Annotated in this window: 25 protein-coding genes; 15 read left to right on the plus strand and 10 right to left on the minus strand. The window is 44.2% G+C overall.

All coding sequences use genetic code 11. From position 1 onward, the window contains the following. Window positions 1–39 precede the first annotated feature (39 nt). Both R7Q09_RS05425 and R7Q09_RS05430 read left to right on the plus strand, forming a co-directional pair. Window positions 40–930 (plus strand): LysR family transcriptional regulator, encoded by an 891-nt coding sequence (locus R7Q09_RS05425; protein WP_005388706.1) that lies wholly within the window; start codon window positions 40–42, stop codon window positions 928–930. A 59-nt stretch (window positions 931–989) separates the two neighbouring features. Then, the gene (locus tag R7Q09_RS05430) at window positions 990–1,361 is read left to right on the plus strand and encodes a VOC family protein (protein ID WP_005373979.1); all 372 of its coding nucleotides are present in this window, start codon (window positions 990–992) and stop codon (window positions 1,359–1,361) included. A 99-nt stretch (window positions 1,362–1,460) separates the two neighbouring features. On the opposite strand, the gene R7Q09_RS05435 is transcribed toward R7Q09_RS05430, so the two are convergent. Then, on the minus strand, window positions 1,461–1,682 hold the full coding sequence (locus tag R7Q09_RS05435; RefSeq protein ID WP_017635120.1) for a hypothetical protein: 222 nt from the start codon (window positions 1,680–1,682) through the stop codon (window positions 1,461–1,463). Window positions 1,683–1,804: 122 nt separating this feature from the next. On the opposite strand from R7Q09_RS05435, the gene R7Q09_RS05440 reads away from it, so the two are divergent. Then, window positions 1,805–2,332: a TetR/AcrR family transcriptional regulator gene (locus R7Q09_RS05440; protein WP_005373975.1), complete on the plus strand. Its 528-nt coding sequence runs from the start codon at window positions 1,805–1,807 to the stop codon at window positions 2,330–2,332. A gap of 44 nt (window positions 2,333–2,376) precedes the next feature. Here the strand turns inward: R7Q09_RS05440 and R7Q09_RS05445 are convergent, their stop codons facing one another. Beyond that, entirely contained in the window at window positions 2,377–3,327 is a 951-nt protein-coding gene (locus R7Q09_RS05445) for a helix-turn-helix domain-containing protein (RefSeq protein ID WP_005373973.1), read from the minus strand. Window positions 3,328–3,511: 184 nt separating this feature from the next. On the opposite strand from R7Q09_RS05445, the gene R7Q09_RS05450 reads away from it, so the two are divergent. From R7Q09_RS05450 to R7Q09_RS05465, 4 genes are all read left to right on the plus strand, one after another. Further along, the gene (locus R7Q09_RS05450; protein WP_005388715.1) at window positions 3,512–4,924 is read left to right on the plus strand and encodes an ethanolamine ammonia-lyase subunit EutB; all 1,413 of its coding nucleotides are present in this window, start codon (window positions 3,512–3,514) and stop codon (window positions 4,922–4,924) included. Then, complete coding sequence (gene eutC / locus R7Q09_RS05455; RefSeq protein ID WP_318070577.1) at window positions 4,917–5,801, plus strand: ethanolamine ammonia-lyase subunit EutC; 885 nt, start codon at window positions 4,917–4,919, stop codon at window positions 5,799–5,801. Before R7Q09_RS05450 ends, eutC begins: the two co-directional genes overlap by 8 nt. A gap of 11 nt (window positions 5,802–5,812) precedes the next feature. Further along, window positions 5,813–7,216: an ethanolamine permease gene (gene eat / locus R7Q09_RS05460; protein WP_005373969.1), complete on the plus strand. Its 1,404-nt coding sequence runs from the start codon at window positions 5,813–5,815 to the stop codon at window positions 7,214–7,216. A 187-nt stretch (window positions 7,217–7,403) separates the two neighbouring features. After that, window positions 7,404–8,459 (plus strand): nitronate monooxygenase, encoded by a 1,056-nt coding sequence (locus R7Q09_RS05465; RefSeq protein WP_318070578.1) that lies wholly within the window; start codon window positions 7,404–7,406, stop codon window positions 8,457–8,459. 38 nt (window positions 8,460–8,497) lie between these two features. On the opposite strand, the gene R7Q09_RS05470 is transcribed toward R7Q09_RS05465, so the two are convergent. Beyond that, on the minus strand, window positions 8,498–8,977 hold the full coding sequence (locus R7Q09_RS05470) for a peptide-methionine (S)-S-oxide reductase (RefSeq protein WP_017635126.1): 480 nt from the start codon (window positions 8,975–8,977) through the stop codon (window positions 8,498–8,500). Window positions 8,978–9,194: 217 nt separating this feature from the next. On the opposite strand from R7Q09_RS05470, the gene R7Q09_RS05475 reads away from it, so the two are divergent. Then, a complete protein-coding gene (locus R7Q09_RS05475) occupies window positions 9,195–9,935 on the plus strand; it encodes a DNA-binding transcriptional regulator YciT (protein WP_017635127.1) in 741 nt (246 codons plus the stop codon). Here the strand turns inward: R7Q09_RS05475 and R7Q09_RS05480 are convergent, their stop codons facing one another. From R7Q09_RS05480 to R7Q09_RS05495, 4 genes are all read right to left on the minus strand, one after another. Beyond that, complete coding sequence (locus tag R7Q09_RS05480; protein ID WP_262649074.1) at window positions 9,936–10,829, minus strand: DMT family transporter; 894 nt, start codon at window positions 10,827–10,829, stop codon at window positions 9,936–9,938. It abuts the gene before it with no gap. 154 nt (window positions 10,830–10,983) lie between these two features. Continuing rightward, a complete protein-coding gene (locus tag R7Q09_RS05485) occupies window positions 10,984–11,340 on the minus strand; it encodes a VOC family protein (protein WP_033906300.1) in 357 nt (118 codons plus the stop codon). 29 nt (window positions 11,341–11,369) lie between these two features. Then, the gene (locus R7Q09_RS05490; RefSeq protein WP_318070579.1) at window positions 11,370–12,023 is read right to left on the minus strand and encodes an isochorismatase family protein; all 654 of its coding nucleotides are present in this window, start codon (window positions 12,021–12,023) and stop codon (window positions 11,370–11,372) included. 32 nt (window positions 12,024–12,055) lie between these two features. Continuing rightward, on the minus strand, window positions 12,056–12,781 hold the full coding sequence (locus R7Q09_RS05495) for an NUDIX domain-containing protein (RefSeq protein WP_005373953.1): 726 nt from the start codon (window positions 12,779–12,781) through the stop codon (window positions 12,056–12,058). A gap of 298 nt (window positions 12,782–13,079) precedes the next feature. Here R7Q09_RS05495 and pncB point away from each other — a divergent pair, with 298 nt between their 5' ends. From pncB to R7Q09_RS05515, 4 genes are all read left to right on the plus strand, one after another. Further along, window positions 13,080–14,390: a nicotinate phosphoribosyltransferase gene (gene pncB / locus R7Q09_RS05500; protein ID WP_042523435.1), complete on the plus strand. Its 1,311-nt coding sequence runs from the start codon at window positions 13,080–13,082 to the stop codon at window positions 14,388–14,390. Between the two features lie 320 nt (window positions 14,391–14,710). Beyond that, window positions 14,711–15,070, plus strand: a complete 360-nt coding sequence (locus R7Q09_RS05505; protein ID WP_033906302.1) for a hypothetical protein — start codon at window positions 14,711–14,713, stop codon at window positions 15,068–15,070. A 214-nt stretch (window positions 15,071–15,284) separates the two neighbouring features. Next, window positions 15,285–15,803 carry a glycine zipper 2TM domain-containing protein gene (locus R7Q09_RS05510; protein ID WP_005373945.1) on the plus strand — a complete coding sequence of 173 codons (519 nt, stop codon included), beginning with the start codon at window positions 15,285–15,287 and terminating at the stop codon, window positions 15,801–15,803. A 170-nt stretch (window positions 15,804–15,973) separates the two neighbouring features. Continuing rightward, on the plus strand, window positions 15,974–16,753 hold the full coding sequence (locus R7Q09_RS05515) for a methyltransferase domain-containing protein (protein WP_318070580.1): 780 nt from the start codon (window positions 15,974–15,976) through the stop codon (window positions 16,751–16,753). Window positions 16,754–16,816: 63 nt separating this feature from the next. On the opposite strand, the gene R7Q09_RS05520 is transcribed toward R7Q09_RS05515, so the two are convergent. Further along, the gene (locus R7Q09_RS05520) at window positions 16,817–17,698 is read right to left on the minus strand and encodes a DMT family transporter (RefSeq protein WP_005373940.1); all 882 of its coding nucleotides are present in this window, start codon (window positions 17,696–17,698) and stop codon (window positions 16,817–16,819) included. Between the two features lie 93 nt (window positions 17,699–17,791). On the opposite strand from R7Q09_RS05520, the gene R7Q09_RS05525 reads away from it, so the two are divergent. The 3 genes from R7Q09_RS05525 to R7Q09_RS05535 all read left to right on the plus strand — a co-directional run bounded on the left by R7Q09_RS05525 (window position 17,792) and on the right by R7Q09_RS05535 (window position 21,299). Next, window positions 17,792–18,676: a LysR family transcriptional regulator gene (locus R7Q09_RS05525; protein WP_005387224.1), complete on the plus strand. Its 885-nt coding sequence runs from the start codon at window positions 17,792–17,794 to the stop codon at window positions 18,674–18,676. A gap of 180 nt (window positions 18,677–18,856) precedes the next feature. Next, entirely contained in the window at window positions 18,857–19,471 is a 615-nt protein-coding gene (locus tag R7Q09_RS05530) for an outer membrane beta-barrel protein (RefSeq protein WP_005373936.1), read from the plus strand. A 160-nt stretch (window positions 19,472–19,631) separates the two neighbouring features. Further along, window positions 19,632–21,299: an ABC transporter substrate-binding protein gene (locus tag R7Q09_RS05535; protein ID WP_253657279.1), complete on the plus strand. Its 1,668-nt coding sequence runs from the start codon at window positions 19,632–19,634 to the stop codon at window positions 21,297–21,299. A gap of 75 nt (window positions 21,300–21,374) precedes the next feature. Here R7Q09_RS05535 and ompV read toward each other — a convergent pair whose 3' ends face one another. Together ompV and R7Q09_RS05545 are read right to left on the minus strand one after the other, a co-directional pair. Then, window positions 21,375–22,151 carry an outer membrane protein OmpV gene (gene ompV, locus R7Q09_RS05540; protein ID WP_262658203.1) on the minus strand — a complete coding sequence of 259 codons (777 nt, stop codon included), beginning with the start codon at window positions 22,149–22,151 and terminating at the stop codon, window positions 21,375–21,377. 221 nt (window positions 22,152–22,372) lie between these two features. After that, a complete protein-coding gene (locus tag R7Q09_RS05545) occupies window positions 22,373–22,906 on the minus strand; it encodes a copper resistance protein NlpE (protein ID WP_005373930.1) in 534 nt (177 codons plus the stop codon). Window positions 22,907–22,944: the final 38 nt, after the last annotated feature.

Here is a 22,944-nt window from a genome sequence, read left to right on the forward strand (position 1 = left end):
ATCGAAAAACATTCCCATATTGGTGAGAAAAACTCACAGATGCGTCACCTGAAATCTTTTTATGTCTTCCACGTTGCGGCGAGTTCTTCAAGCTACACTGAAGCGGCTGACAAACTGAACATTACTCACGGAGCCGTGAGTAAGCAGATCAAGCAACTTGAGCAATATCTGTCTCAACCTTTGTTCTTCAAAGAGGGCAGGAAAGTCGTGTTGACGGCGGAAGGCGAATTACTCAAGACATACACAGAAACGGCATTCCAAACGCTAGAAACAGGCGTGAATACGCTTATTCAAGAGAAGCATCAGCATCTTGAAGTGTCTTGTGAACCGACATTAACCATGCGCTGGTTGATGCCAAGGTTGGCCGCGTTTAATGATGAACACCGTGCTGATGTTCGTTTGTCGACGGCTGGTGGCCCGGTAACATTAGGATCAACTGGGCTTTCGATGGCGATTCGTCGAGACGATTTTGCGCAGCATCACGATTACGACAAAACCATTCTTGTGGAAGAGTGGGTGGGGCCGGTATTTTCTCCTGAGTATTGGCAATCCATTAAAGACAATTTGAAAGCAGCTCGATTGTTGAATAGCCAAACCAGACCGAATGCTTGGGCGGATTGGCAGCAATCAACACGTTGTGAAACTTTCAACGGCAACACTCAGCAATCATTCGCGCATTTTTATTTTTGCATACAAGCAGCGGTGGATGGCTTAGGCGTCGCAATGGGATCGTATCCTTTTGTCATGGACGATATTAAGCGTGGTAATTTGGTCGCACCATTTGGGTTTTCTCCATCAAGTTGCAATTACGTTTTATTGAGTCAAGATAAAAAGCGTACAGAACTCGAACATAAATTTATCACGTGGTTACAAACGCAAATGGCAGAGTGTGTGCCACTGTCATCACAGCAGATTACGCAAGGCGAATAGAAGGCATAGAGCGAGATTACGTCAGTCAGTTTTATGGAAAAAGGCTTAGGAAATTGGAAATGGAAAACCTCAATATTGTTGAAATCAAATCATTTGTTCCGGCGAAAGATTACGCGCTATCAAAACGTTTTTATGAGGCGATTGGCTTTGAAATGGCATCGGACTTCGGTGATGTAGCATACTTCTCTCAAGGTAGCTGCGCGTTTCTTTTACAGAATTTTTATGAGCCAGAACACGGCAATAACTTCATGATGCACTTGCTCGTAGAAGACGCAGAAAGCTGGCATCAGCACTTATCCAAAGTGGGTCATGAAGAATTTGGTTCGCGTTTGACAGAGCTAGTCGAGCAACCTTGGGGCATGCGCGAATGTTGTTTGTTTGACCCTAGTGGCGTTTTATGGCGAATTGGCCAGAACATGAATACTGACTAACGCCAGTCTTATTTTCACCACATCTACGCGCAGATATTGAGATCTCGATATCTGCGCGTTTTCTTTTTTTACTTAGCCTTGCCAACGTTTGTAGCGCACTCACGCCTTTTTCGAGGTGGTGTGCGATGGGCTAACGCCAAAAAACTCCTCAAGCAGCATGGCTTTGAGTTCCGCTCTGACTTCTGCGCCACCGATTAACGCCAAAAGTGCGAGTCCTCCTGGAATAAGGATGACCATTAATATCGGTCTTAAAATATACGAAAAGCAGAAGATGGTCGGGAAGAAAATCAATCCTTGGCCTAGTTTGTTTAATACGTACATGAGCGATTCCTTTTGTTTTTATATAAAATGAGCGTGCTCAATTTTATAAATGAGCGCGCTCAATTTGTCAATCTCAACCACGCAAGGTATGATCCTTTCAGGCTCATTAAGCAGACACATCAATGACGAAGCGACAACAAACCAGAGATAAAATTCTAAAAGCCGCATGGGCATCTTTTGCTCAAAATGGCTATGACATGACGACCACAAGGCAGATAGCGAGAGAAGCAGGAGTAGCCGATGGTACAGTGTTTAGCCATTTCCCGACTAAACTGTCGATTTTGCGCGAAGGGATGCTGGCGCAACTGCAACAGATCAGCCAAGAAACGCTAGTCAGTGTGGAAGGTAAAACCGATATCGACATTGGTTTGGCGCTGACGGAGAAATACTATCGCTACTATTTTGCGAACGTTGAGCTGAGCCGAGCTTTGTTGAAAGAAGTGATTTGGGATTTGGATTATTATCAGTCGTTTAACCAAGCTTTGTTTCAATCTGTAAACGGAAGCTCCGTCCTTGAGGGAAAAATACCGCTGATTTTTGACTGCTATTTTATGACGTTAATCTCGCACTTGAGCCGTGCAGAACCGGATGTTGAAGCGGCACTTGAAGAGCTTCATGCTAAGTTTCAGCAAATCATTGCGACTGCATAACATGGCCCCAACGCAGGATCTGAAAGAATATACTGCCTGTCATTTTATTTGCTGGGCTCCCATTTTCTCGTTTCAGTTGGCGTCTCACCAAATAGCCGCTTGTAGCTTTGACTGAACTGCCCGAGATGGAAAAAACCAAAGTCAAAAGCGATTTCTGCAATTGTTCGATTATCTTCAGGGCTTTGTAGCACTCTACGTACTTGATTCAAGCGCATTCGATGTATGAACTGCTTTGGGGAAGTATTACAACAATGTTCAAAGGTGTACTGTAGTGTGCGACGACTGACGTGTACTGCGTCACACAGTTCACTGACGGTTATCGGTGTACGGTAGTCTAGATCCTGTAGCTGTTGTTTTATACGGTGCATCACGTGTTGACGATGAGAGATTGATATCGGATGGCTCGTGTGCAGTGAACTGAGTGAGAACAACTCCAGCACAATATCTTTTAAGATTGCTTGATGTGTGGTTTCAGACCATCTTGGCTCGGCGGAACCAAGTAACGTGCCTAAGTAGTATTTAAGTTGTTGAATGTGTTTTTCCGTCAAACCCGTTAAGTGTAATGTGTTGTTTTGGATACTCCCAAGCTCAAGTTGATTTTCTATGATGTGAACGAAGTTTTTGTCGAGCACTATTCCATAGATAGAAAACTGCTCCGGTGTCATTAACTCAAAATCAGCGCCACCTTGCCTAAGCAAAAGTTGGCTTGAATTAAACTGACTGTGATTTAGGTGTAGCGGCTTATTTTCCGCACTCAAACCCAACCAAATACCTCCCTCTTCAACCCTGCATTGCTGTCTTAGCGAGCGGTTACTGTCTTCACGAAACACATGGAAATTGGGAAATCGTCGTTCTCGAATTTGACCTAAAAATCGACCATCGCTGAGTTGGTCATATTCCTGTTGCCAGTTTATCAGACTCGCAGCTTGTTGGTTTGCATCCTTAGTGTGATGGATGCACAGCATTGGTGCAGTTTGGGGCATTTGGTTACTCATCCTTGTGATGCTCATTCCTTTTTTGTGAGTCATGTTGGAGCAGTATTTACATAACTCATTGTTTATTATTGGTTTATAAATGTTGCCAGTTTTTGATAACGCTACGGAACACATTTGGCAATACTTTCTTAAAGCTTATTGATAGTTCAGCAAAAAGCGAACCAAATAGTGAAGAGGAAGAGCAATGACGGCAACTTATCGTCGGCAACAAGGAAGTAAAGTCTATACCTTTAAGTCATTAGCTGACTTGATGGCGAAAGCGACACCGGAGCGCTCAGGCGATGCGTTAGCCGGGGTTTGTGCTCAGTCAGCGGCAGAACGTGTAGTCGCACAAATGGCGCTGTCTGAGTTACCACTTAAAACGTTTCTTAACGAGGCGGTTATTCCATACGAAAGCGACGATATCACTCGCCTAATTATCGATACGCATGACCTTGAAGCCTTTAAGCCGATTGAGCACTTGACGGTCGGAGATTTTCGAAATTGGCTGCTGAGTGAAGAAGCCGATGGTGAAACATTGGCTAAAATTCGTCAAGGTTTAACACCAGAAATGGTGGCCGCAGTCAGTAAGATTATGCGCAACCAGGATTTGATTCTCGTTGCTAAAAAATGCCAAGTTGTCACGGCTTTTCGGAATACGATAGGTTTGCCGAGTCGCCTGTCTACTCGCTTACAGCCGAATCATCCCACTGATTCTCTCAACGGTATCGCAGCGACCATTTTTGATGGTCTGATGTACGGAAATGGCGATGCGGTTATCGGTATCAATCCGGCAACAGATAATGTACCTCAAGCTATTAAGTTAATGAACTTAATGGATGAGGTGATTCAACACTATCAAATACCGACTCAGTCTTGTGTGTTAACTCATGTCACGAACACGATCGAAGCCATTGAAATGGGTGCACCAGTCGATCTCGTTTTTCAGTCGATAGGTGGCACGCAAGGGACGAATGATACCTTCGGAATCGACTTGTCGATTTTGAAAGAGGCCCATGAAGCCGCGTTGTCTTTGAATCGAGGTAGCGTAGGAAACAATGTGATGTATTTTGAAACCGGACAAGGTACCGCGCTGTCTGCGAATGCATTTCATGGGGTCGATCAACAGACTTGTGAAGCCCGTGCTTATGCTGTCGCGAAACAGTTCGATCCTTTGTTGGTTAATACAGTTGTTGGGTTTATTGGCCCTGAGTATCTGTTTGATGGCAAACAGATCATTCGTGCTGGGCTTGAAGATCATTTTTGTGGGAAGCTGCTTGGTTTACCTATGGGTTGCGACATCTGTTACACCAATCATGCCTATGCCGATCAGAATGACATGGATAATTTGCTGACACTGTTAGGCGTGGCCGAGTGCTCGTTCATCATGGGTATTCCAGGGTCTGATGACATCATGCTCAACTATCAAACTACCTCATTTCACGATGCCCTTTACGCAAGAAAAGTACTCGGTCTGAAGCCAGCTCCAGAGTTTGAACAATGGTTAATGGAGATGCAGATTTTCGAGAGCGTGCAAGACGTTCGGTTAAGTGAGCAAATCTCTCGCTCGTTTTCGGGAGCAATTAACCAACTGAATAAGGGGTATTCTCATGGGTAAAGTAATCACCATTGCTCAGTCCCCACAAGATGAGTCTGGAGTTGTCACACACAACCCTTGGGGCAAGTTACGCGACTTCACCTCTGCTCGGATCGCTCTGGGTCGCAGCGGAAACAGTGTACCAACCAACGAGTTACTCTCATTTCAGCTGGATCATGCCCAAGCTATGGATGCAGTGCATTGCAGTTTGAATATTGAGTCTCTCGTTGCTGGTTTGTCGGACTCTTACTCGATTCTTGAAAATACCTTAGAACCTCCAGTGGTAGTGAGCAGTCAAGTGAGTGACCGGCTTATGTACCTGCAAAGGCCCGATTTGGGAAGGCAGCTCGATGAATCTTCTTGGCAAACGCTCAACTTGATAGCAAATGAGCATAACACTGACATTGATCTTGCGATTGTTATTGCTGATGGACTTTCTTCCGTCGCAATTCAAAACCATGCCGTGCCTGTTGTTACTCGATTGATTTCTCTTTTAAGCGCTGATGATGGACATCAATGGAAATTCGCACCTATCACAATCGTAAAGCAAGGAAGAGTAGCGGTAGGGGATGATGTTGGTGAATGTTTTAACGCCAAGGCCGTGCTGGTTTTAATTGGAGAGAGACCCGGTCTAACTTCTCCGGATAGCATGGGTATGTATCTCACTTGGGGGGCTAAACGAGGCTCTAAAGATTCCCAAAGAAACTGCATTTCCAATGTGCGTCCCCAGGGGCTCAACTATGACGATGCCTGTGAACGCGCATTTTACTTGCTCAAGGAGGCTCGAAAATTACAACTGTCAGGAGTGAACCTGAAAGATCGCTCCGATATCAATGAGCCAAGTGGCGCAAGCGTTGAAGATAAATACAGCGACAACTTTTTAATTTCATCAAAGTAGAAGGATTTACCATGTCTAAACATCAGGAGTACTTGGCCAAAAGGCAGCTAAAAAGAGGCACCGCAGGTTGGATTTTACTTGCTGGCTTAGGTGTCTCGTATGTTATATCTGGTGACTTCGCCGGTTGGAACTTTGGCATCGCTCAAGCAGGATGGGGAGGCTTTCTTATTGCTGCTATCGCGATGGCAGTAATGTATTTCACGCTAGTATTGTCTTTAGCTGAAATGTCTGCGGCTATTCCTGCTGCGGGTGGTGGTTATAGCTTCGCAAGACAGGCGATGGGGCCGACAGGTGGCTTTTTCACTGGCTTATCAGTTTTGATTGAATATGCGCTCGCGCCTGCTGCGATAGTGATTTTTATTGGCTCAGCAGTGAATGAATTGGTTGGTATCGATGGCCCTGTTGTTTACGCACTTTTCTACGCCGTCTTTATCGCTATTCATATGGCAGGGGTTGGCGAAGCTCTCAAAGTAATGATGGTCATCAGCGGTTTGGCTGTGCTAGCTATTCTCATTACTGCTGCTGTGCTTATTGGTCACTTTGACGTTAATAACTTATTCGATATTGCTCCGGCGACGGCTCAGGCAACAGAAATCTTGCCGTTTGGGTGGTATGGCGTATGGGCTGCGTTGCCATTTGCAATGTGGTTGTTTCTTGCGGTTGAAGGTGTGCCTTTAGCGGCAGAGGAGGCAAAAAATCCGGCAAAAGATGTTCCCAAAGGCATCATTGGTGCGATGCTGTTTTTATTGCTAACCGCAACTCTCGTAGTCGTCCTTTTGGCTGGTGCGGTTGGCTCAAAGGTCATAGGCGATAGCGCGGTGCCATTAGTTGACGCCCTAAAGCTTACGGGCAATTCAACGGTAGCAATGGCCGTGAACTTACTTGGATTGGCTGGCCTTATCGCTTCTTTCTTTTCAATCATTTATGGTTACAGTCGCTTGGTGTTTGCGCTTTCCCGCGCGGGTTATTTACCGCAAACTTTGTCATTAACCAGTGACAAAAAAGTGCCTTCTCGTGCGCTTTTGGTTCCGGGCGTTTTTGGGTTCTTGGTTTCACTTACGGGTGAGGGGGACTTAATCTTGGCGATGGCTGTTGTCGGTGCGACTGTATCGTACGCATTAATGTCCTTGAGCCATATTTTATTGCGAATTAAACAGCCGGAATTAACTCGTCCATATAAAACGCCTGGTGGGATAATTACTTCGAGTATTTCTCTGGTGCTTTCTTTGATCGCAATGACAGGTGTTTATGCTTTTGATCCCTCAGCCTTTTTCATGACAATGGGATTGTTTCTTATCGGTGGTGTTTATTATGGGTTATACAGCCGCAACAAACTGGTGGCAGCAACCGCCGAGGAAGAGTTTGCCATGCTGTCTGTAGCAGAGCTAGAGCTTGAATCAGATGTCGTACGATAGTCACTTTGATTCTTGTTATTCAGCATATTAAGGGAGCCATAGGCTCCCTTTGTCATTTCTATCAAAAGTGCATAGCGCACAAATGCATCACTTTAACTTTATAAGCGGTTAATCATGTGAAAGTCTAGTCTGGATAACGATGGCGAAGATCCATCACAGGTAAAGGTTAAGTTTTCAAGGAAAGAGCATGATAAACAAGGTATTTAATACACTTTTGGGAACAGAGTTACCGATTATTCAAGCGCCAATGGCCGGTGTGCAAGACAGCCAAATGACCATAGCCGTCAGTAATGTTGGCGGGCTTGGCTCGTTACCTTGTGGAATGCTGAACAAAGACGCCATCGTAAAAGAACTTCAATTTATCAAGCAGGCAACTAACCGACCGTTTAACCTCAATTTCTTTTGCCATGAAATGCCGGAGTATGACGCCAACAAGCACGAAAAGTGGCAAAAAACGCTGCAACCGTATTTTTCCGAGGTTGATGCAACCGTTCAGGCTCAGCCAAACGCTCCGACAAGGATGCCTTTCAATCATGATATTGCTGACGCGATTGAACCATTTGCACCGCCAGTGATCAGTTTCCACTTTGGTTTGCCAGACGATGATCTGTTAGCTCGAATTAGAGGGTGGGGAGGGAAGATCCTTTCGTCAGCGACCACGGTGGACGAAGCACTTTGGCTAGAAGCAAAAGGCGTTGACGGTATTATCACCCAAGGCTTGGAGGCTGGTGGACACCGAGGTATGTTTTTATCGGATGATTTAACTACTCAATTAAGTTTGATGGCGTTATTACCACAAATCGCCAAACGGGTGAATTTGCCCGTTATTGCTGCAGGCGGAATCGCTGATAGAAGAGGGGTGGAAGCCGCGTTGAGATTAGGAGCGAGTGCCGTTCAAGTTGGCAGCGCCTATTTGTTGTGTGATGAGGCGAAAACATCGTCTTTACATCGATATGCCATTGCCAGTGAACGCGCGCAACATACCGCTGTGACCAATGTTTTCTCGGGCCGACCAGCGAGAGGCATTGTGAATCGCGCGATGTCGGAGCTAGGCTACATCAGTGAGTTTGCGCCGAAATTCCCATACGCCTCCATTGAAATGGCTCAACTAAGAGCGCTTATGGAAAAGCAAAACCGAGATGAATTCACACCGTTGTGGTGCGGACAAAACTCGTCGGGTTGTAAGGAAATATCGGCGGCAGAAATGACATTGTCATTAGTGGAAGGCATCGATTTAAACTGATATGCATCTTGCCTTTTAAAGCGATGCTGACTGAATGGTTACGAGTTATCCCTGTATTTATGTAGTAAATCTAATGGGATGTGGCAGTAATCATTCGGAAAGTTTGTGAGTCTGTCTTGGTGCTCATCATCACTTGGCACATAATTTGTAAGTGGCAGTACTTCTACGGCGATCTTGTCGGCGTCCGGTCGCGCTGCGATAAACGCTTTCGCGATGGTGAGATGCTGTTCGTTTTGGCTATAAACACCAGTACGGTACTTCTTACCTACGTCTTCACCTTGCTTGTTAACGCTGTAAGGGTCGATTATCTCAAACAAATACCCCATTAAAGTTTCAACCGAAACTTGCTCAGGGTCGAACTGGGTTTTCACGCACTCTGCGTAGCCATCGTATTCGGATTGAGTGTTATCCGTTGTGCCATTTGCTCGCCCTGCTTCTGTGTTGATTACGCCCGGAAGGTGGCGCATAAATTCTTGCACGCCCCAAAGGCAGCCGCCAGCGAAGTAAATTTCTTCCATCACTTTTATCCTAGTCTTTACCGTTGTTGGGATGTAGGGAGCTAACCCCTCTTCTTCCATCCCATTTTCGTTGCCCTATTATCTGTTGATGGGAGCGATATTCGCAAGGTGCAGCTTGGCTAATCAGACCACGTGCTTTTTCCTTTTTACTTTCAAGTTCTTTTCATATGAAACATCAGGTGAGTATACTGTAAGCTCATCAATAAGGAGCGAATCTGTGAACCCAAGACAAAATGAAATTCTGCAATTAGTGAACGACCGTAAACGCGTTCAAGTCACGGAGCTTTCTGACATCATTGGCGTGTCGGGCGTGACCATCAGACAGGATTTGAACTTTCTGGAGCAACAGGGCTACCTAAAGCGCGTTCACGGCGCAGCTACCGCGTTGCAAAGTGATGACATTGATGCCCGCCTAGAAGTACGTTTCGATATTAAACAATCGCTCGCAAACCAAGCTGCGGATTTGGTCGCACCGAATGAGACAGTGCTGATTGAAGGAGGCAGTGCCAATGCGTTGTTGGCTCGGACATTGGCTGAGCGCGGCGATGTGACCATTATTACGCCATCGGCGTATATCGCCCATCTCATCCGTAACACTTCTGCCAACATTATCTTGCTTGGTGGCGTGTATCAGCACCAAGGCGAGAGCTTGGTCGGACCGCTGACTAAGTTGTGTATTGAGAACATTCATTTCAGCACGGCCTTCTTGGGTATTGACGGCTTCCATCAAGACACTGGCTTTACTAGCCGCGACATGATGCGCGCTGAGATTGCAGAAACCATCATTGCGAAAAAAAGGCGCAATATTGTTCTAACGGATTCTAGTAAATTTGGGCAAATTTATCCCTCATCAATTGGTAAGACTGACGAAATATCAGTGCTGCTGACTGACAAAGCCGCTCCGAAAAGCGACCTTGAACAAATCAAAAAGCGAGGTGTGGAAGTTATATTAGGCTGATTAAGCCACGCTTCGTTTTCTCTTCGCGAGCATTGCTGTTGGGGAGAAACCGGTGACTAGCATAGTGCCGCTAAGCACTAGAATTGTTCCTATGATGGTGTTAGAGCCGACGGGCTCATCTAGCACCAAGTAGCCCCATAAGATACCAAAAACAGGAACAAGAAAAGTGACAGTCAGTGCTGACGCTGGGCCGATATCAGAAACTAAGCGGAAATAGAGCAAATAAGCGAACCCTGTGCATACAACGCCGAGCGTGACAACAGAGCTCCATTCGAAATGACTTGGTTCTGCACGCATTGGTAAGAATGGTAGCAGCGGCAGTACCCAAATAACCGCCGCCCACATGCTGCCGTGAGCATTATCAAAAGCAGGTACTTGTGGCGCATTTTTAGTGTAGTTGGTAGCAATGCCATAGCTGAAAGAAGCCATCAAACTGGCGGCAATAGGGAGCATGGCTTCTTCACCTATGGTTGAAGTATCTAAGCCGACCAAGACTGCAACGCCTCCAATGCCTATTAGCATACCGAGAACAGATTTCGCTGTGAGTGGGCTGCGGTACCAAACAAAGCCAACTAGTGCTCCCCATATTGGGGCGGTTGAGTTCAATATTGCTAAAGTTGATGCATTCAGTGTCTGGGCTGCGTACGCAAAGAGTAAAAATGGAACTGCGCTATTGAATAAGCCAATAATAAAGAAGTGTTTAGTATGCGCAGTTAACGTGAGTTTCTTCTTCAAATATACGGCGATCAATAACAAAGCGATGGCGGCAAATGTAACTCGAAATTCGATTAAGTAAGCCGGCCCGAATGTGTTGGCGGCGACTCGCATAAACAGAAACGAGCCACCCCAAATAGCAGCGAGGCAGAGTAAGCGAAAAAAACTGACGGCAGTCATTTGACATCCTTGGTCGAGGTCTAGCGCCTCATCGATTAATTGTTGCGCTAACAGTGAATTAAACCAAGGATGAGGTCAACCAGAAATGTAATGCCAGTTCCGGATCTGGCTAGCTTGGGCTCACGTTGATGGTGTGTTGTTGATTTGTGATCACTTAATGGCTCTCTGACCATACTGCGAATTCATTTCCACTCGGTTCAGTGAAGTGGAATCGACAGCCGCCGGGGAATTCGAAAATAGGGCGGATAATTTTTCCACCATGCTGCTCTACTTTTGTCTGAGTGGCCTGAATGTCTGAGCTATAAAATACTAAAAGTGCGCCACCATTTGCGATTTGGTTTATAAACTCAGATTTGAAGAATCCGCCATCCAATCCTTGTCCTGAAAATGCAGAATATTCTGGACCATAATCGGTAAAGCTCCAGTCAAAAGCACGCTCAAAAAATTGTTTAGTCGCACTGACATTAGTGGAACCAAATTCAACGTAATTCAATTTTTCATGTTGATGCATGGTGAAATCCTTCTCGGTTACTATCGTTTCTAGGCGAACTTTTCTACGATGATGTCGTCCGCTTTTTCGACAAATAATGCGCCATTATCTCTGAGCTCTGTCAGCACATTCTCTACATTATCAGGCAGCACCGCACGAGTTGAAGCAAGATTAACTACCACATTGTAGCCAAGTTCCAGCGCTTGCATGACGGATTTTTTCACGCAAAAGTCTAAGGCAAGGCCACCGATAACTAAGGTATCAATCCCGTTGAACTTTAGAAATTCATGCGCACCTGTCGTTTTGGTGTCGGCAATATCATGGAAAAAAATACCGTAAGGGTGTGCGTCAGGATCCATACCTTTATTAACTTGAAAATCGTAGTCCAACACGGGTGGTAAGCCATCTAGCAGCTCAGAACCTGTTGTGCCAAGCACACAGTGACGGTTCCACTTTATATCCACATTCGGTAAACCAACGGGCTCAAGCATATTGGCTGGCGATTCTGCATCCCATTTTGCTTTCGGTGGGTGCAAGTCACGACTGACCAGTTTTAATCGGCCTTTGGCATGATTGTTCAAAAGTTCCGGTACGATTTCCAACGCACCTGCAACGGGCAGTTCATCTGAACATAACTCACTAAAGCCTTTCTCTGGATCAACGTCGATCACTGCTGTAGTTTGATAGTTTACTCGAACAGTCATGGCAGACTCCTTGTCTGTCTGATTGTCTGCGTTTATCCACGCAAACAGTTTTGAAAAAAGGTTACTTCGTCGCTAGTCAGCGTATATACCATTGCGGGTTTTCCACCTTTACCTTTGTTGGTAGAAGCGACTTTATTAGTGGGTTTTAGTACGCCCGAATCTATCAAGCGGCGCTTAATCGTCATTCGGCTGATATCAATACCAAACTCTTGATAAGCAGAAATGATGTCCGCAACCAAAAACTCTTTGTCTAATGCAAACAAAAGAACCGATGTGTATTCAATGGATGCACGAAGCTTTTGCCACGCTTTTTCAATGGTTTTTTGATGATCAAATGCGAGGGTTTCTTCTCCATTGAGAATAGCCTGTAGCGAAAACCATTTAAGTTGGCATTCCGGTACACCTGCATTATTTATTTGCTCTACATTGTTACGATCAACTAAGGCGTAGTGCGTAATGTTTAAGCTCCAGTCTTCTGGATCGCGCTTTGGATCACCGTCGATAAATGCTTCGCTAAAATGGCGAGGGTAGGTATGGATTTTCTCACGGCAAATTCGGCGACGCGCCGCTTCAAAGTTTTCATCGGCCGGGCGTCCGCCTTCACTGGTTAAGTCTTTATCAAAGACAAATCCGCCCGGTAGTGCCCAGACTCCATGGTATGGCCGATTTGGATTTGAACGTTTAATCAACAACACTTCCAATCCCTTATCGGCACAGCCAGATAGCCTGAATGGAATAATGTCGACAGATACGATCATGGTTGGGTCCTAATATTGATTTGTAAATAATCTAGCGCATAACAAGTGGTCAATCAATGGGTAAGTAACGAGTTGTTAGAAACGTTTTAGGTAGTGTTCGTAATACGATTTGAGCATAAATTTACGGTTGACTCTGACTTATTCACAATGCTTGCTCGAATTCTAGACAAAAAAACCTTATAAAAATGAGTGGTTAGTAACAAAAGTTGACAAACTATAGATGGGTGTTTATTGTTTACGCAAATTAGTTAGTAACAAAAAGTTATATACCCAGGAAGGGCATGTAGAAGGGCACCTAATGACCACCAAACTATTTTCTTCCCGCATCATTCAAAGCGCTTTGGATTTCGATGTCTACAAAGTCAATATGATGAGCGCTGTAACAGCGCTTTACCCTGATGCGATGGTGTCATATAAGTTTATCGTGCGCAGTGAGGAAGACCTCTCTGAGCTTTTGCCCGAGGTAAAAGCCGAAGTCCTTAAACTGCAAGATATTCAATTTACGCAAGAAGAAATTGAATATATTAAGCGTGTCGCGCCTTACCTGAATCCTGACTTTGTTGATGCACTGCGCCATTTCCGTTTCAACCCACAAAGTGATGTCTCTTTCCATAATAAAGCCATGGCTGATGGCTCAAGCCAGTTAAGAATTACCATTAACGGTTTGTGGCGAGATACCATCTTGTACGAAACGATCATCATGAGCATCGTGTCTGAAGTTCGTAGCCGTCAGCGTTGGTCAGATATCCCTGTTGCGCAATTTACCACTGTTTTAGAAGAGAAAGTTCGGCACCTAAAGTCGGAACTAAAACGTCGTAACATCACTAACTTTAAATTTTCTGACATGTCGACGCGTCGACGTTTTTCCTTCCAAGCTCAGCGCACTATGCTGGAATATTTGTGCCAGGAAGTGCCGGAATGTTTGACAGGAACAAGCAACTATCACTTAGCAAAAGAGCTGAATTTGACGCCTATCGGCACCGTTGCTCATGAATGGTTTATGGGACACCAAGCTCTGGTGAATGTGCGAGATTCGCAAAAAGTGGCGTTGCAACGTTGGCAAAAAATGTTTAATGGTGCACTAGGTATTGCGTTAACCGATACGATTGGTATCGATGCTTTCCTTAAAGACTTTGATGAAGAACTAAGTAACGCGTACTTCGGTGTACGTCACGATAGTGGTTGCCCTTATAGCTGGGGTGAAAAAATGATTGCACACTACCAGTCGCTGAATATAGACCCATTAACAAAAACACTGGTGTTTACCGACGGACTTAACTTCGAACAAGCGTTAGATATTTGCGAGTATTTCCAAGGACGTATTCAGGTGAGTTTTGGTATCGGTACTTTTCTTGCCAATGATATGGGTGATTATGTCAATAAAGATGGTGAAGCCTACCAGCCACTTTCTATCGTGATAAAAATGGTCACGTGCAATGGTTCACCGGTCGCCAAAATCAGTGACGAACCTGAGAAAGCCATGTGTGAAGATATCTTCTTTTTGATGAATCTCAAGCGCCGCTTTGAACAACCTCTTGATTTAAATGAGTGTCGTAAAATGATTGATCGTTTAGAAACTGAAGGTCAAAATTATCTCATCGACGCGTAGGCGTTATCCTCTCTCCATGATAAGCACCCTCTATCGTTACGACAAATTTATATAGGTAAACGTGGAGGGTGATTTCGTTATAGTAATATACAGAAGTAACCAGATACAGCGCAGGAAAGCACTCAAAAGTTGATGTGTTATCTGCCTTTGATAGGTGTAAATCGATACGTTACAGCATCGTGGACGGTGTATCTCATCCGACACTAAACGCAGTCTAATCACGTAGTTTATTCCCACGTACCATGAGCTCACTCGGGTATAGACGTCTATCTGCTTTTATGACTTTGGGCTTCACGTAGTTGCTTGAATCAGGAGTCAAAATGAACCTAGTAGTACATTTGCAAAAGAAAGCGATCCGAAAATATGGCTATGAGATGGCCACTCGCCAAGCATGGAAGTGTGGTATCAAGGCAAATCTTGTAAAGCGCGTGATTGGCCTTTTTAAAGGACAAATTGTTTGTGTGGTTGAAGGTTGCCGAGCAGAGTTTTCTTCTCCTCTTAATAACCCCCTTCACGAAGATGGCAAGCAGGGGCGATATGTGTTTGTTGGCGGTGTATGCTGGGAACCAAATAACATTATAGCGCCTGGTTTCCCTGATTTTATGTTTATGCACGTGCGTAATCTAAGCCACCGTCATAAGTATTTAACGGATGACGAACTATTTTTGAGCTTGGCTTAAAAATAAATCTCATAGACTAGTCCAGTCCAATCATAATCAGTAGTGATACAGTTTTAGCTCTGTTGACATTCTGCTGAGTGTTTCTTGACGTACCCCTTATAAAACAGTGTTTCTTTACTTGTTAATAACAGAGGGTTTGTTTTCGTCTGATGTGATTTCCCTTTTGCGATTTACCATAACGCTCATCAAAGCAAACCATACTGGGATGTAAATCATGAATATGAAATCTATCGCAATTGCAACGGCAGTTGTTGCTGTACTAGCAGGCTGTAAAGACAAAACGCCACCAGCTCCAACTCAAGCAAACATTACTTTGGTTGAAGCGGTGACTGAAACGGTGAAAAAGCCGCACCAAGTATGTAAAGATGTGGTAGTAACCGAGCAAGTTGCCCCTGCGGATGATAATAAAATTATTGGTACGGTTGGTGGCGCAGCAGCTGGAGCTGCGCTGGGCAACCAAATCGGTGGTGGCTCAGGTAAAGTGATTGCAACTGCAGCTGGTACGATTGCTGGTGCACTGACAGGTCGTAAGATCCAGGAAAATGTGCAAAAAGGTGATGTAGTAACAACGACGAAAAAACAGTGTCATACAGAATATACGACATCTGATAAAGTAGTGGGTTACGACGTCACTTACGAAGTTTCAGGTGCACCAACGACGGTTCGTTTGGCGAGCAAACCAGCGACAAAAACGTTCCCAATTCAAGATGGTAACGTTGTTCTACCACAATAGTTAGCGACTTAACCGAAGCGATTAACAAGCCCTTTTATCTTTGAGATGAAAGGGCTTTTTCACATAAGCGGCGTTTTCATCTGTTTTCCCATTGGAATGTGCGGCCAGAAATACCCGTTAATTTCCGCGTTCGATACAATCACTTTTCTTAAAGTACGAACGGAAAAAACATGGAAGATTTTTACCTGACCGAGCACGGTTTGGCTGGTTATTTCGAGGCGCAATGGTTCGACAAGTTCATTGAGGAGCAACAGATTGAGATGATAACCAGTCGCTCAAAACAAGTCCCACTTTCTTTTTTGTCATCACCTCACTGCTCCCAAGTTGCTGATTTTATTGCGCAAGCGGTAATCGAAAGCAGCGTTCAGCCGTATTCCCTACTTGAGGTTGGGGCGGCGCTGGGAAGAAATTATTATGAGCTAGTGCAACGCTTACCTAACCTTAAAGAAGCGACGCTTGTGGAGCCTTCAAATAGGTTAATGGATGGCTTGAAGCAACTATTAATAGAAGAACAACGCGTCGGGCTTACTTACCTTCACGATGTGAACACCTTAAACACTTTAGAGGTAGAGAATAGAGATATCGTACAGAAATGTGCTCATGTTGATTTGACGCTAATTAACCAGCCTTTTGAGCTCGATATTCTCCAATCTCGCTTTGATTTAGTCGTATGTTTAAATGTGATTGATCAATGTGAGTCGCCACTTAGCGTGATCAATGCTCTAAAAAAAACCACCAATGTGGGTGGGCTGATCGTTGTCTCTTGCACTTATCAGTGGAACGCGAAACACATCAAAAATAAAGAAGAGGCGGTTGATGATATCAAAGAATACTTTGCTGAAGGCTGGCGTCTAGTGTCGGAAGCCGAGCATGAATATCGCATCCGGTTTAATGATCGCTTTGCAAGGCAGTTTTTATCTCACGTAGTCGCTTACGTAAAAACCGATTAGAGCCACATAAAAAAACCGAGCACTTACGGCTCGGTTTTTTAGTCTTTGGGTTAGAGCACAACTTTAAGTAACGTGCGCTTCTTGTTGCTCTTGCAACTTTTTCTTGCGACGCTCTCGTTTAGAAAGCCAAACCAGAGGCACAACAATCATAATGGTTCCTATTGCCATAAATATATCAGGCACTTCTCCAAACCAAATCAATCCCACAAACACGGCACCAATTAAGCCACTGTATTCAGCGCTGGCAATTTTGTTGCTATCGATCGAGCGGTAAGCGATGACACATGTTGCTGCATAAATCATGATGAACAAACTTGAGCCAGCAGCAACAGGGAAAGCACTCCAGTCCCAAGGTTCTGCTTCGATCAGAACAAGCAAGAAGGCTACTGGAATACCTGCCAAGTTTGTCATCAATAATGTTTGCATCACAGACTGATTTTTTGGCAGTTTTCGAATGAGCAAGTTATTGATTGCTAAAGTAATTGCAACAACTAAAGCTGAAATGGCTGCCCAATCGATTTGGTCTGGACGAATGATGACCAACACTCCAGCAAAGCCCATGATCGCAGCCGCGACCGATTGTTTAGATAGCTGTTCTCCAAAAAAGATCGCTGCAAGCGGCAACATGATCAATGGCGCGGCGTAAAAGATCGCGTTCGCAGTTGCGAGCGGTAAAGATGAGATCGCCAAAACCATGAATATTGCACCAAGTAACCATACGTGAGCGCGAACAGCATGCCACTTAAACCCTTCAAGAAAAGGCGCATTTTTTGTTAGCAGGTAGACTGGCAGCAGGAAAAGCACCGCTGAAATTTGTCGGAAAAAGACAAATTGAAAAATAGGCACTTCATTTCCGACACTTTTAATTAAAGAGTCCGAAAGCACCGCAATGAGATTTCCAACAATTAATAGCAGCATCGCTGCTCCGACCGATGTAACTTTCACTTTTTCCTCTCCTCTTTCTTTGCCAAAGAGTAGGTGATGTCATAGGATGAAGTGAAGTGATATTTATTAGTTTAAGTATGAGATTTTTAGATAATGAAATTGCCACCACTCAGAGCGGTTCACTGTTTTGAATCTGTTGCCAGAAACTCTAGCTTTTCGCTTGCTGCTGAAGAACTCAATGTGACGCAAAGTGCCGTTAGTCACCAGATACGATTATTAGAAGATTATTTGGGTGAATCATTATTTATCCGTCAAGGCAGAAAGCTCTCTTTGTCCGATACGGGCACCCGCTATTTAGAGGATATTAGCCCAGCAATTAGCTCAATTGCGATGGCCAGCCAAAAGGTGCGAGAAGGGGACAAAGGCAGCATACGGTTGGCGATTTATAGCTCGCTTGCCGTAAAGTGGCTTATTCCGCGTTTGTCTGATTTTAAGCGCTTACATCCAGAAATCGATCTGACACTCAATATGGTCGTTGGTGATCCTGAACAGACAGACAGCGTTGGCGATTGTTTTATCACGGTAGAAAAGCCAAAGCGAAACTACATGTCGGTAAAGTTATACGCGGAGACGCTGTATCCGGTCTGCAGCCATAAAATTTGGAAAGAGTTGCAAGATCAACCGATTCCAGAAGCGCTTTGGCGATACCCTATTTTGTCGACAGACTCAATTTATCGTGAGAGAGGAAAAGACTGGGCTGAGTGGTGCAGAGCGGGCGGTTACACCTTGCCGAAAGATGTCGATGTTCAACATTTTAGTCATATGTTGTTGGCAATAGAGGCGGCGCGTTATGACCAAGGCATCGCATTTGCGAATGATTTTATGCTCAATGAAAGAGATAAAGCGCACGATTTGGTGTACATCCCTTCTCATGGATTGGAAACCGGCGACAGCTTTTATTTTATTCATAAAAAGAGTCGAGCCAAGCAAGCGGAAATCATCAAACTCACTAACTGGTTGAAGCAGCAATGCTTGTGAAATGACTAAATTGTCAAAATTAAGAAAGAAAGTGGCAAAGTTGTGTCTAAATATTTCATGTTTTATTGAGTTTTTATTCATTAACATCCACTTGGTTTTGAAACCAAGTGAAATGGATAGCATGGCATGCTTAAGGATGGGCAAAACACAACCTCAATAATTAACAGGCAGTGAAATACAATGTTTAAAAAAACATGGCTAATGACAGCCCTTCTAGCAACATGTTCTGTTGCAAACGCAGCTCCTTACGTTGGTGCATCTGTAGGTCAAGCATCGTTTGGTGATGTTAATGGCTCTATCAATGGTGGTGGTACTAACGCTAGCACTAAACTTAAACTTGAAGATGACTCAAGCCTTTCAGGCAAAGTATTCGGTGGTTACAAATTCAACGAATACATTTCTCTAGAAGCAGCCATTGGTGGTTACGATGCTTTAGACGGCAAAGTTGTTACTGTTGGTGATATGAAGTATCTATCGATTCAGCCAAAAGCGACTCTACCGATTGGCGATCGTTTCAACCTTTTTGCTAAAGCTGGTCTTTCTTACTTCAATGCTGAATTCAAAATTAGCAACTCTGTGATTGACGGTAGCGCAGGCCATACCACCATTTCTGACAGCACTGTAACAGGCATGTACGGTTTAGGCGCAGAGTTCGCTATTACTGAAAACTTTGCTCTACAAGTTGAATGGGAATACATGATGCCTGAGCTAGACATTGCGAAATTTGGCAATGAAAAAGTAACGGTTGATGCAGACATCAATGTATTCTCTGTAGGTATGAGCTACCGTTTCTAAGAATACTTATTCAAGTTACCTCTTGGCTTAGTAAACGTTTTTGACTTCTGTTGGTCGAGCTGAGTCCAAGCTTTGAATTTGTTTAGATATAGCACAGGAAGTTTAGTTGCTAAGCGTCCTGTGCTATTTTTTTGCTTTGGAATAACTCTTAGGAATCTTTGTGAACGATGTCAATCTTAGGTATCTGGATCTACTGTTAAAGCACTTTGAACCTCACCAGTATCACCTTGTTACGCTTTCTGAGCTAGAAGCGGTGATTTGCACGTCGAGGCGCAATGTTTCTATTGTGATGAAAAAGCTTGCCACTTACGATTGGGTCGATTGGCAACCTGCGATTGGCCGAAGTAACGCTAGCCGTCTCAGTATTAATATTTCCCTCCAACAAGCGATGACCGAGTTTTTGGTTGAGGAGCTTGGCAGAGGAAGAATGAACTCAATAACGAAACTTATTGATTGGTTCGGTCAAACCGCGGTTAGAGCACTAACTATCGCTTCTGAAAAAGTGAATCGATTGAATGAATCAAATAACGCTATTTTGATTTCTTCTTACCCTTGGGTATCCAAAATCGACCCTGCGAATACTTACCGTCACACTGAATTACACGTCGCGAAAAGCGTTTATGACGTATTGCTGACCCAAAATTCCAATGGTGGTATCGAGCCATCGTTAGCACACGAATGGAAAATGGAAGGCAAGGTAATGACGTTATGGTTGCGGCCAGGCATATATCGCCATGATGGCGAGCCCCTTAACATACAGGATGTGGTTTGGAGTATAGAAAGACTCAGGGAGATAAAAGGACCAGTTCACGAGCTCTGGCAATGCATTGATAGCGTGGTTGCAGAAACATCTAACTGCTTAAAAATCATATTGAAGCATCCGAACAAGTTGTTTCCATACATGCTAGCAACTCCTCATGCGTCTATTCTGTGTCGAGATGTCGTCTCTTTCGGTTCTAGTTATTCCTACCACATAGGGACTGGACCATTTAAAATCAGCGGCTGGAACCAGGAGAGTATGACTCTTGAAGCGCACAAAGAGTATTTTTCAGCACGCGCATTGTTAGATCAAATAACGCTGTCTCATGGTGATGTTAAAACCTTAAATATGTTGAGCTTTAACCAAAGCTCCGATCACGTTGAAGTGGAAAAAATTAGCGCATTTTCATATGTGACCTACCGCGAACGCGTGGAATCCCAACTCACAAAAGAGACTTGGTATCAACTCGCTGATTACATCCATGTGCAAAAGCGAATTTATGATGCGCCAAGTGCCGTTGACAACATTCAGTTAGAGACTCATGAGCAAGATTTATCAATAACAGATGGTGGTGTGATACCTAAACTGAAAGGTAAAGTGGTATTAGCTGAACCTGTCTGGACGATACCGAGTCTAATTCGCCATTCCGAATGGTTGCACAGTGTGATTCGTGCAACGGGATTAGAGTTAGAGATCATTGTTATTGATGACATTAGTTTTCCTGAGGTAGTGTCTCACCAAGCAGACTTGCTCTTCATTGAGGAAGTCATGGAAGCACCATTTGAATATGGCATCTTCGAATGGCTGTCGATAGCAACTGGACTGCGTTTTAGTTTTGATCAAAGCCAGATGTTAAGCCATAGAGAAAAGGTTCGCAGAGCGATGGCAGATGAGCACTCGCTACAGTCTTTATTAAACCTAGAGAAAGCGCTGCGCGATCAGTACCTATATTTGCCTTTGTTTGTTGGCTACGAAGAAGTGACAAAAACACAGCAAGTGCGAGGTGTGCAGGTGAAGAATACAGGCTATAGCGACTTACATAGGTTATGGATTGCTCATTCACACTAGAGTCTGTGTTCAAGATTATGCAAATGTCCAACGCATAAAGCCATCGAAATGATGGCTTTATAAGGGCGTATCGGATTAGAAGTTGTACGACACACTTGCGCCAACAACCCATTGGTTTGCACTATCAACGATAGAAGAGTTGCTGATACCGCTGCCTAGGCGCGTGTATTGTGTCATTTGGCTTACTTGCCAGTTGTCGTTGATTGGCATAACAAGTTTGTAGCCCACACCATAGCTTACCGTTGAATCACCTTTGTATGCTTTGCGGTTTGCGTTTGCTTCGCGTTGTTTTACACCAAAGTAGTAATCTACGTAGTCTTCACTTTGATAAGTTAGGTTAGCAAAAGGAACAAAATCAACACTACCGAATTTCATGATGTGGAAGTAAGTCGCGCCCGCTAAGTAACCTTTATAAGCACCACTGATATCGTGCTGAAGGTACGTAGAAATGACGTTGTTTTGATCCAGTGTAAAGTCTGCGTTTAAACCTAGATCGACGGCGAAACGGCGTTTATCTGTGCCTTTCAGGCTTTTCGCTGTATCACCGTCGCGCATTACACCGCTACCTACAAGGTAGGCACTCATGTTGATTAACTCATTGGTGTTACCGAAGAAGCGGTAGTTAATGCCACTTAGGTCGGCATTAAAGTCGTCACCATGGTAACCACCGTTGAGAATTGGTGCTGTATTATGCTTTTGATCTTTGAAAAGATCGCTGCCTTGAGCCACACCAGCTTCTACGTTCCAACCGCCTTCGTTGTTGTAGATATTACCGTTACGAATGTAAGTATCGCCAGCGAAAGCTGAGCCAGCAGCTGTCAAAGTAAGTAGTGCAATTAATGTTTTTTTCATCATTTTTCCGAGTTGTTCTGTTTTGTTTTGAACACTGTACAAAATGATGTTGTAAGCATCTATCGGCAAAGCGTATGGAAATGTAATGAATAATCAGGGTAAGAAGCGGAATGTTGCTTCAGAATAGAAAGGTTGCTGGAATAGCGTTCGTTAAAATAACGAAAAATCCGAGCTGGGGTGGCTCGGATTTGGGGTATTTATCAGGTATTGATACTAACTTCTTACTGTTTCGTTAAGTTGTATAGTGGTGCTAGGTCACCCGTTACTTTTTCGCCATTCATGTCTAGCTTCATAAGTACGTTTTCACCAACAAAGTATTGGTTTGGTGCATCTTCATTTGTCAACGTTACGATGCTGCCATTTGCGTCCCAAGTGAATTGACCTTCAGATTTTGATTGACCGTCTTCTTTGTCTTGGTAGCTTTCTTCAAGTACGTAAGTGCCATCTTGATTTAGTGTGATGGTCATATCGATACCAGCACAATCCGCGCAAGGTAGTGTTCCTTTGTAGGTGCCGTTCCAGTCCAGAGCACTTTGTGCGTTGTGTTCAGAGTCAACAAATGTCTCTTCAGTAATTACCTGTTCTTCTTCTACTGGTAACGTGTCAATTGTCTCAGTCGTAACGTCTGCACTGGTGGTGACTTCAGTTTCCGTTGCCTGAGGTACTTCAACTGCGCTTGTTTCGGCAGGTTTCTCATCTTGACAGCCTGCAAGAATGATTACCGCGCCTGTTAGTGCCAACATTGTCTTTTTCATTTTATCCCTCTTTAAATCAAGATTTTGTATGAGAGTAA

The organism is Vibrio sp. 2130-1 (assembly GCF_033339515.1).

Bases quoted from the DNA above. Each gene is read 5' to 3' on its own strand.
- R7Q09_RS05425 (WP_005388706.1), top strand. From the start codon at position 40: ATGCGTCACCTGAAATCTTTTTATGTCTTCCACGTTGCGGCGAGTTCT.
- R7Q09_RS05430 (WP_005373979.1), top strand. From the start codon at position 990: ATGGAAAACCTCAATATTGTTGAAATCAAATCATTTGTTCCGGCGAAA.
- R7Q09_RS05435 (WP_017635120.1), bottom strand. From the start codon at position 1,682: ATGTACGTATTAAACAAACTAGGCCAAGGATTGATTTTCTTCCCGACC.
- R7Q09_RS05440 (WP_005373975.1), top strand. From the start codon at position 1,805: ATGACGAAGCGACAACAAACCAGAGATAAAATTCTAAAAGCCGCATGG.
- R7Q09_RS05445 (WP_005373973.1), bottom strand. From the start codon at position 3,327: ATGAGTAACCAAATGCCCCAAACTGCACCAATGCTGTGCATCCATCAC.
- R7Q09_RS05450 (WP_005388715.1), top strand. From the start codon at position 3,512: ATGACGGCAACTTATCGTCGGCAACAAGGAAGTAAAGTCTATACCTTT.
- eutC (WP_318070577.1), top strand. From the start codon at position 4,917: ATGGGTAAAGTAATCACCATTGCTCAGTCCCCACAAGATGAGTCTGGA.
- eat (WP_005373969.1), top strand. From the start codon at position 5,813: ATGTCTAAACATCAGGAGTACTTGGCCAAAAGGCAGCTAAAAAGAGGC.
- R7Q09_RS05465 (WP_318070578.1), top strand. From the start codon at position 7,404: ATGATAAACAAGGTATTTAATACACTTTTGGGAACAGAGTTACCGATT.
- R7Q09_RS05470 (WP_017635126.1), bottom strand. From the start codon at position 8,977: ATGGAAGAAATTTACTTCGCTGGCGGCTGCCTTTGGGGCGTGCAAGAA.
- R7Q09_RS05480 (WP_262649074.1), bottom strand. From the start codon at position 10,829: ATGACTGCCGTCAGTTTTTTTCGCTTACTCTGCCTCGCTGCTATTTGG.
- R7Q09_RS05485 (WP_033906300.1), bottom strand. From the start codon at position 11,340: ATGCATCAACATGAAAAATTGAATTACGTTGAATTTGGTTCCACTAAT.
- R7Q09_RS05490 (WP_318070579.1), bottom strand. From the start codon at position 12,023: ATGACTGTTCGAGTAAACTATCAAACTACAGCAGTGATCGACGTTGAT.
- R7Q09_RS05495 (WP_005373953.1), bottom strand. From the start codon at position 12,781: ATGATCGTATCTGTCGACATTATTCCATTCAGGCTATCTGGCTGTGCC.
- pncB (WP_042523435.1), top strand. From the start codon at position 13,080: ATGACCACCAAACTATTTTCTTCCCGCATCATTCAAAGCGCTTTGGAT.
- R7Q09_RS05505 (WP_033906302.1), top strand. From the start codon at position 14,711: ATGAACCTAGTAGTACATTTGCAAAAGAAAGCGATCCGAAAATATGGC.
- R7Q09_RS05510 (WP_005373945.1), top strand. From the start codon at position 15,285: ATGAATATGAAATCTATCGCAATTGCAACGGCAGTTGTTGCTGTACTA.
- R7Q09_RS05515 (WP_318070580.1), top strand. From the start codon at position 15,974: ATGGAAGATTTTTACCTGACCGAGCACGGTTTGGCTGGTTATTTCGAG.
- R7Q09_RS05525 (WP_005387224.1), top strand. From the start codon at position 17,792: ATGAAATTGCCACCACTCAGAGCGGTTCACTGTTTTGAATCTGTTGCC.
- R7Q09_RS05530 (WP_005373936.1), top strand. From the start codon at position 18,857: ATGTTTAAAAAAACATGGCTAATGACAGCCCTTCTAGCAACATGTTCT.
- ompV (WP_262658203.1), bottom strand. From the start codon at position 22,151: ATGAAAAAAACATTAATTGCACTACTTACTTTGACAGCTGCTGGCTCA.
- R7Q09_RS05545 (WP_005373930.1), bottom strand. From the start codon at position 22,906: ATGAAAAAGACAATGTTGGCACTAACAGGCGCGGTAATCATTCTTGCA.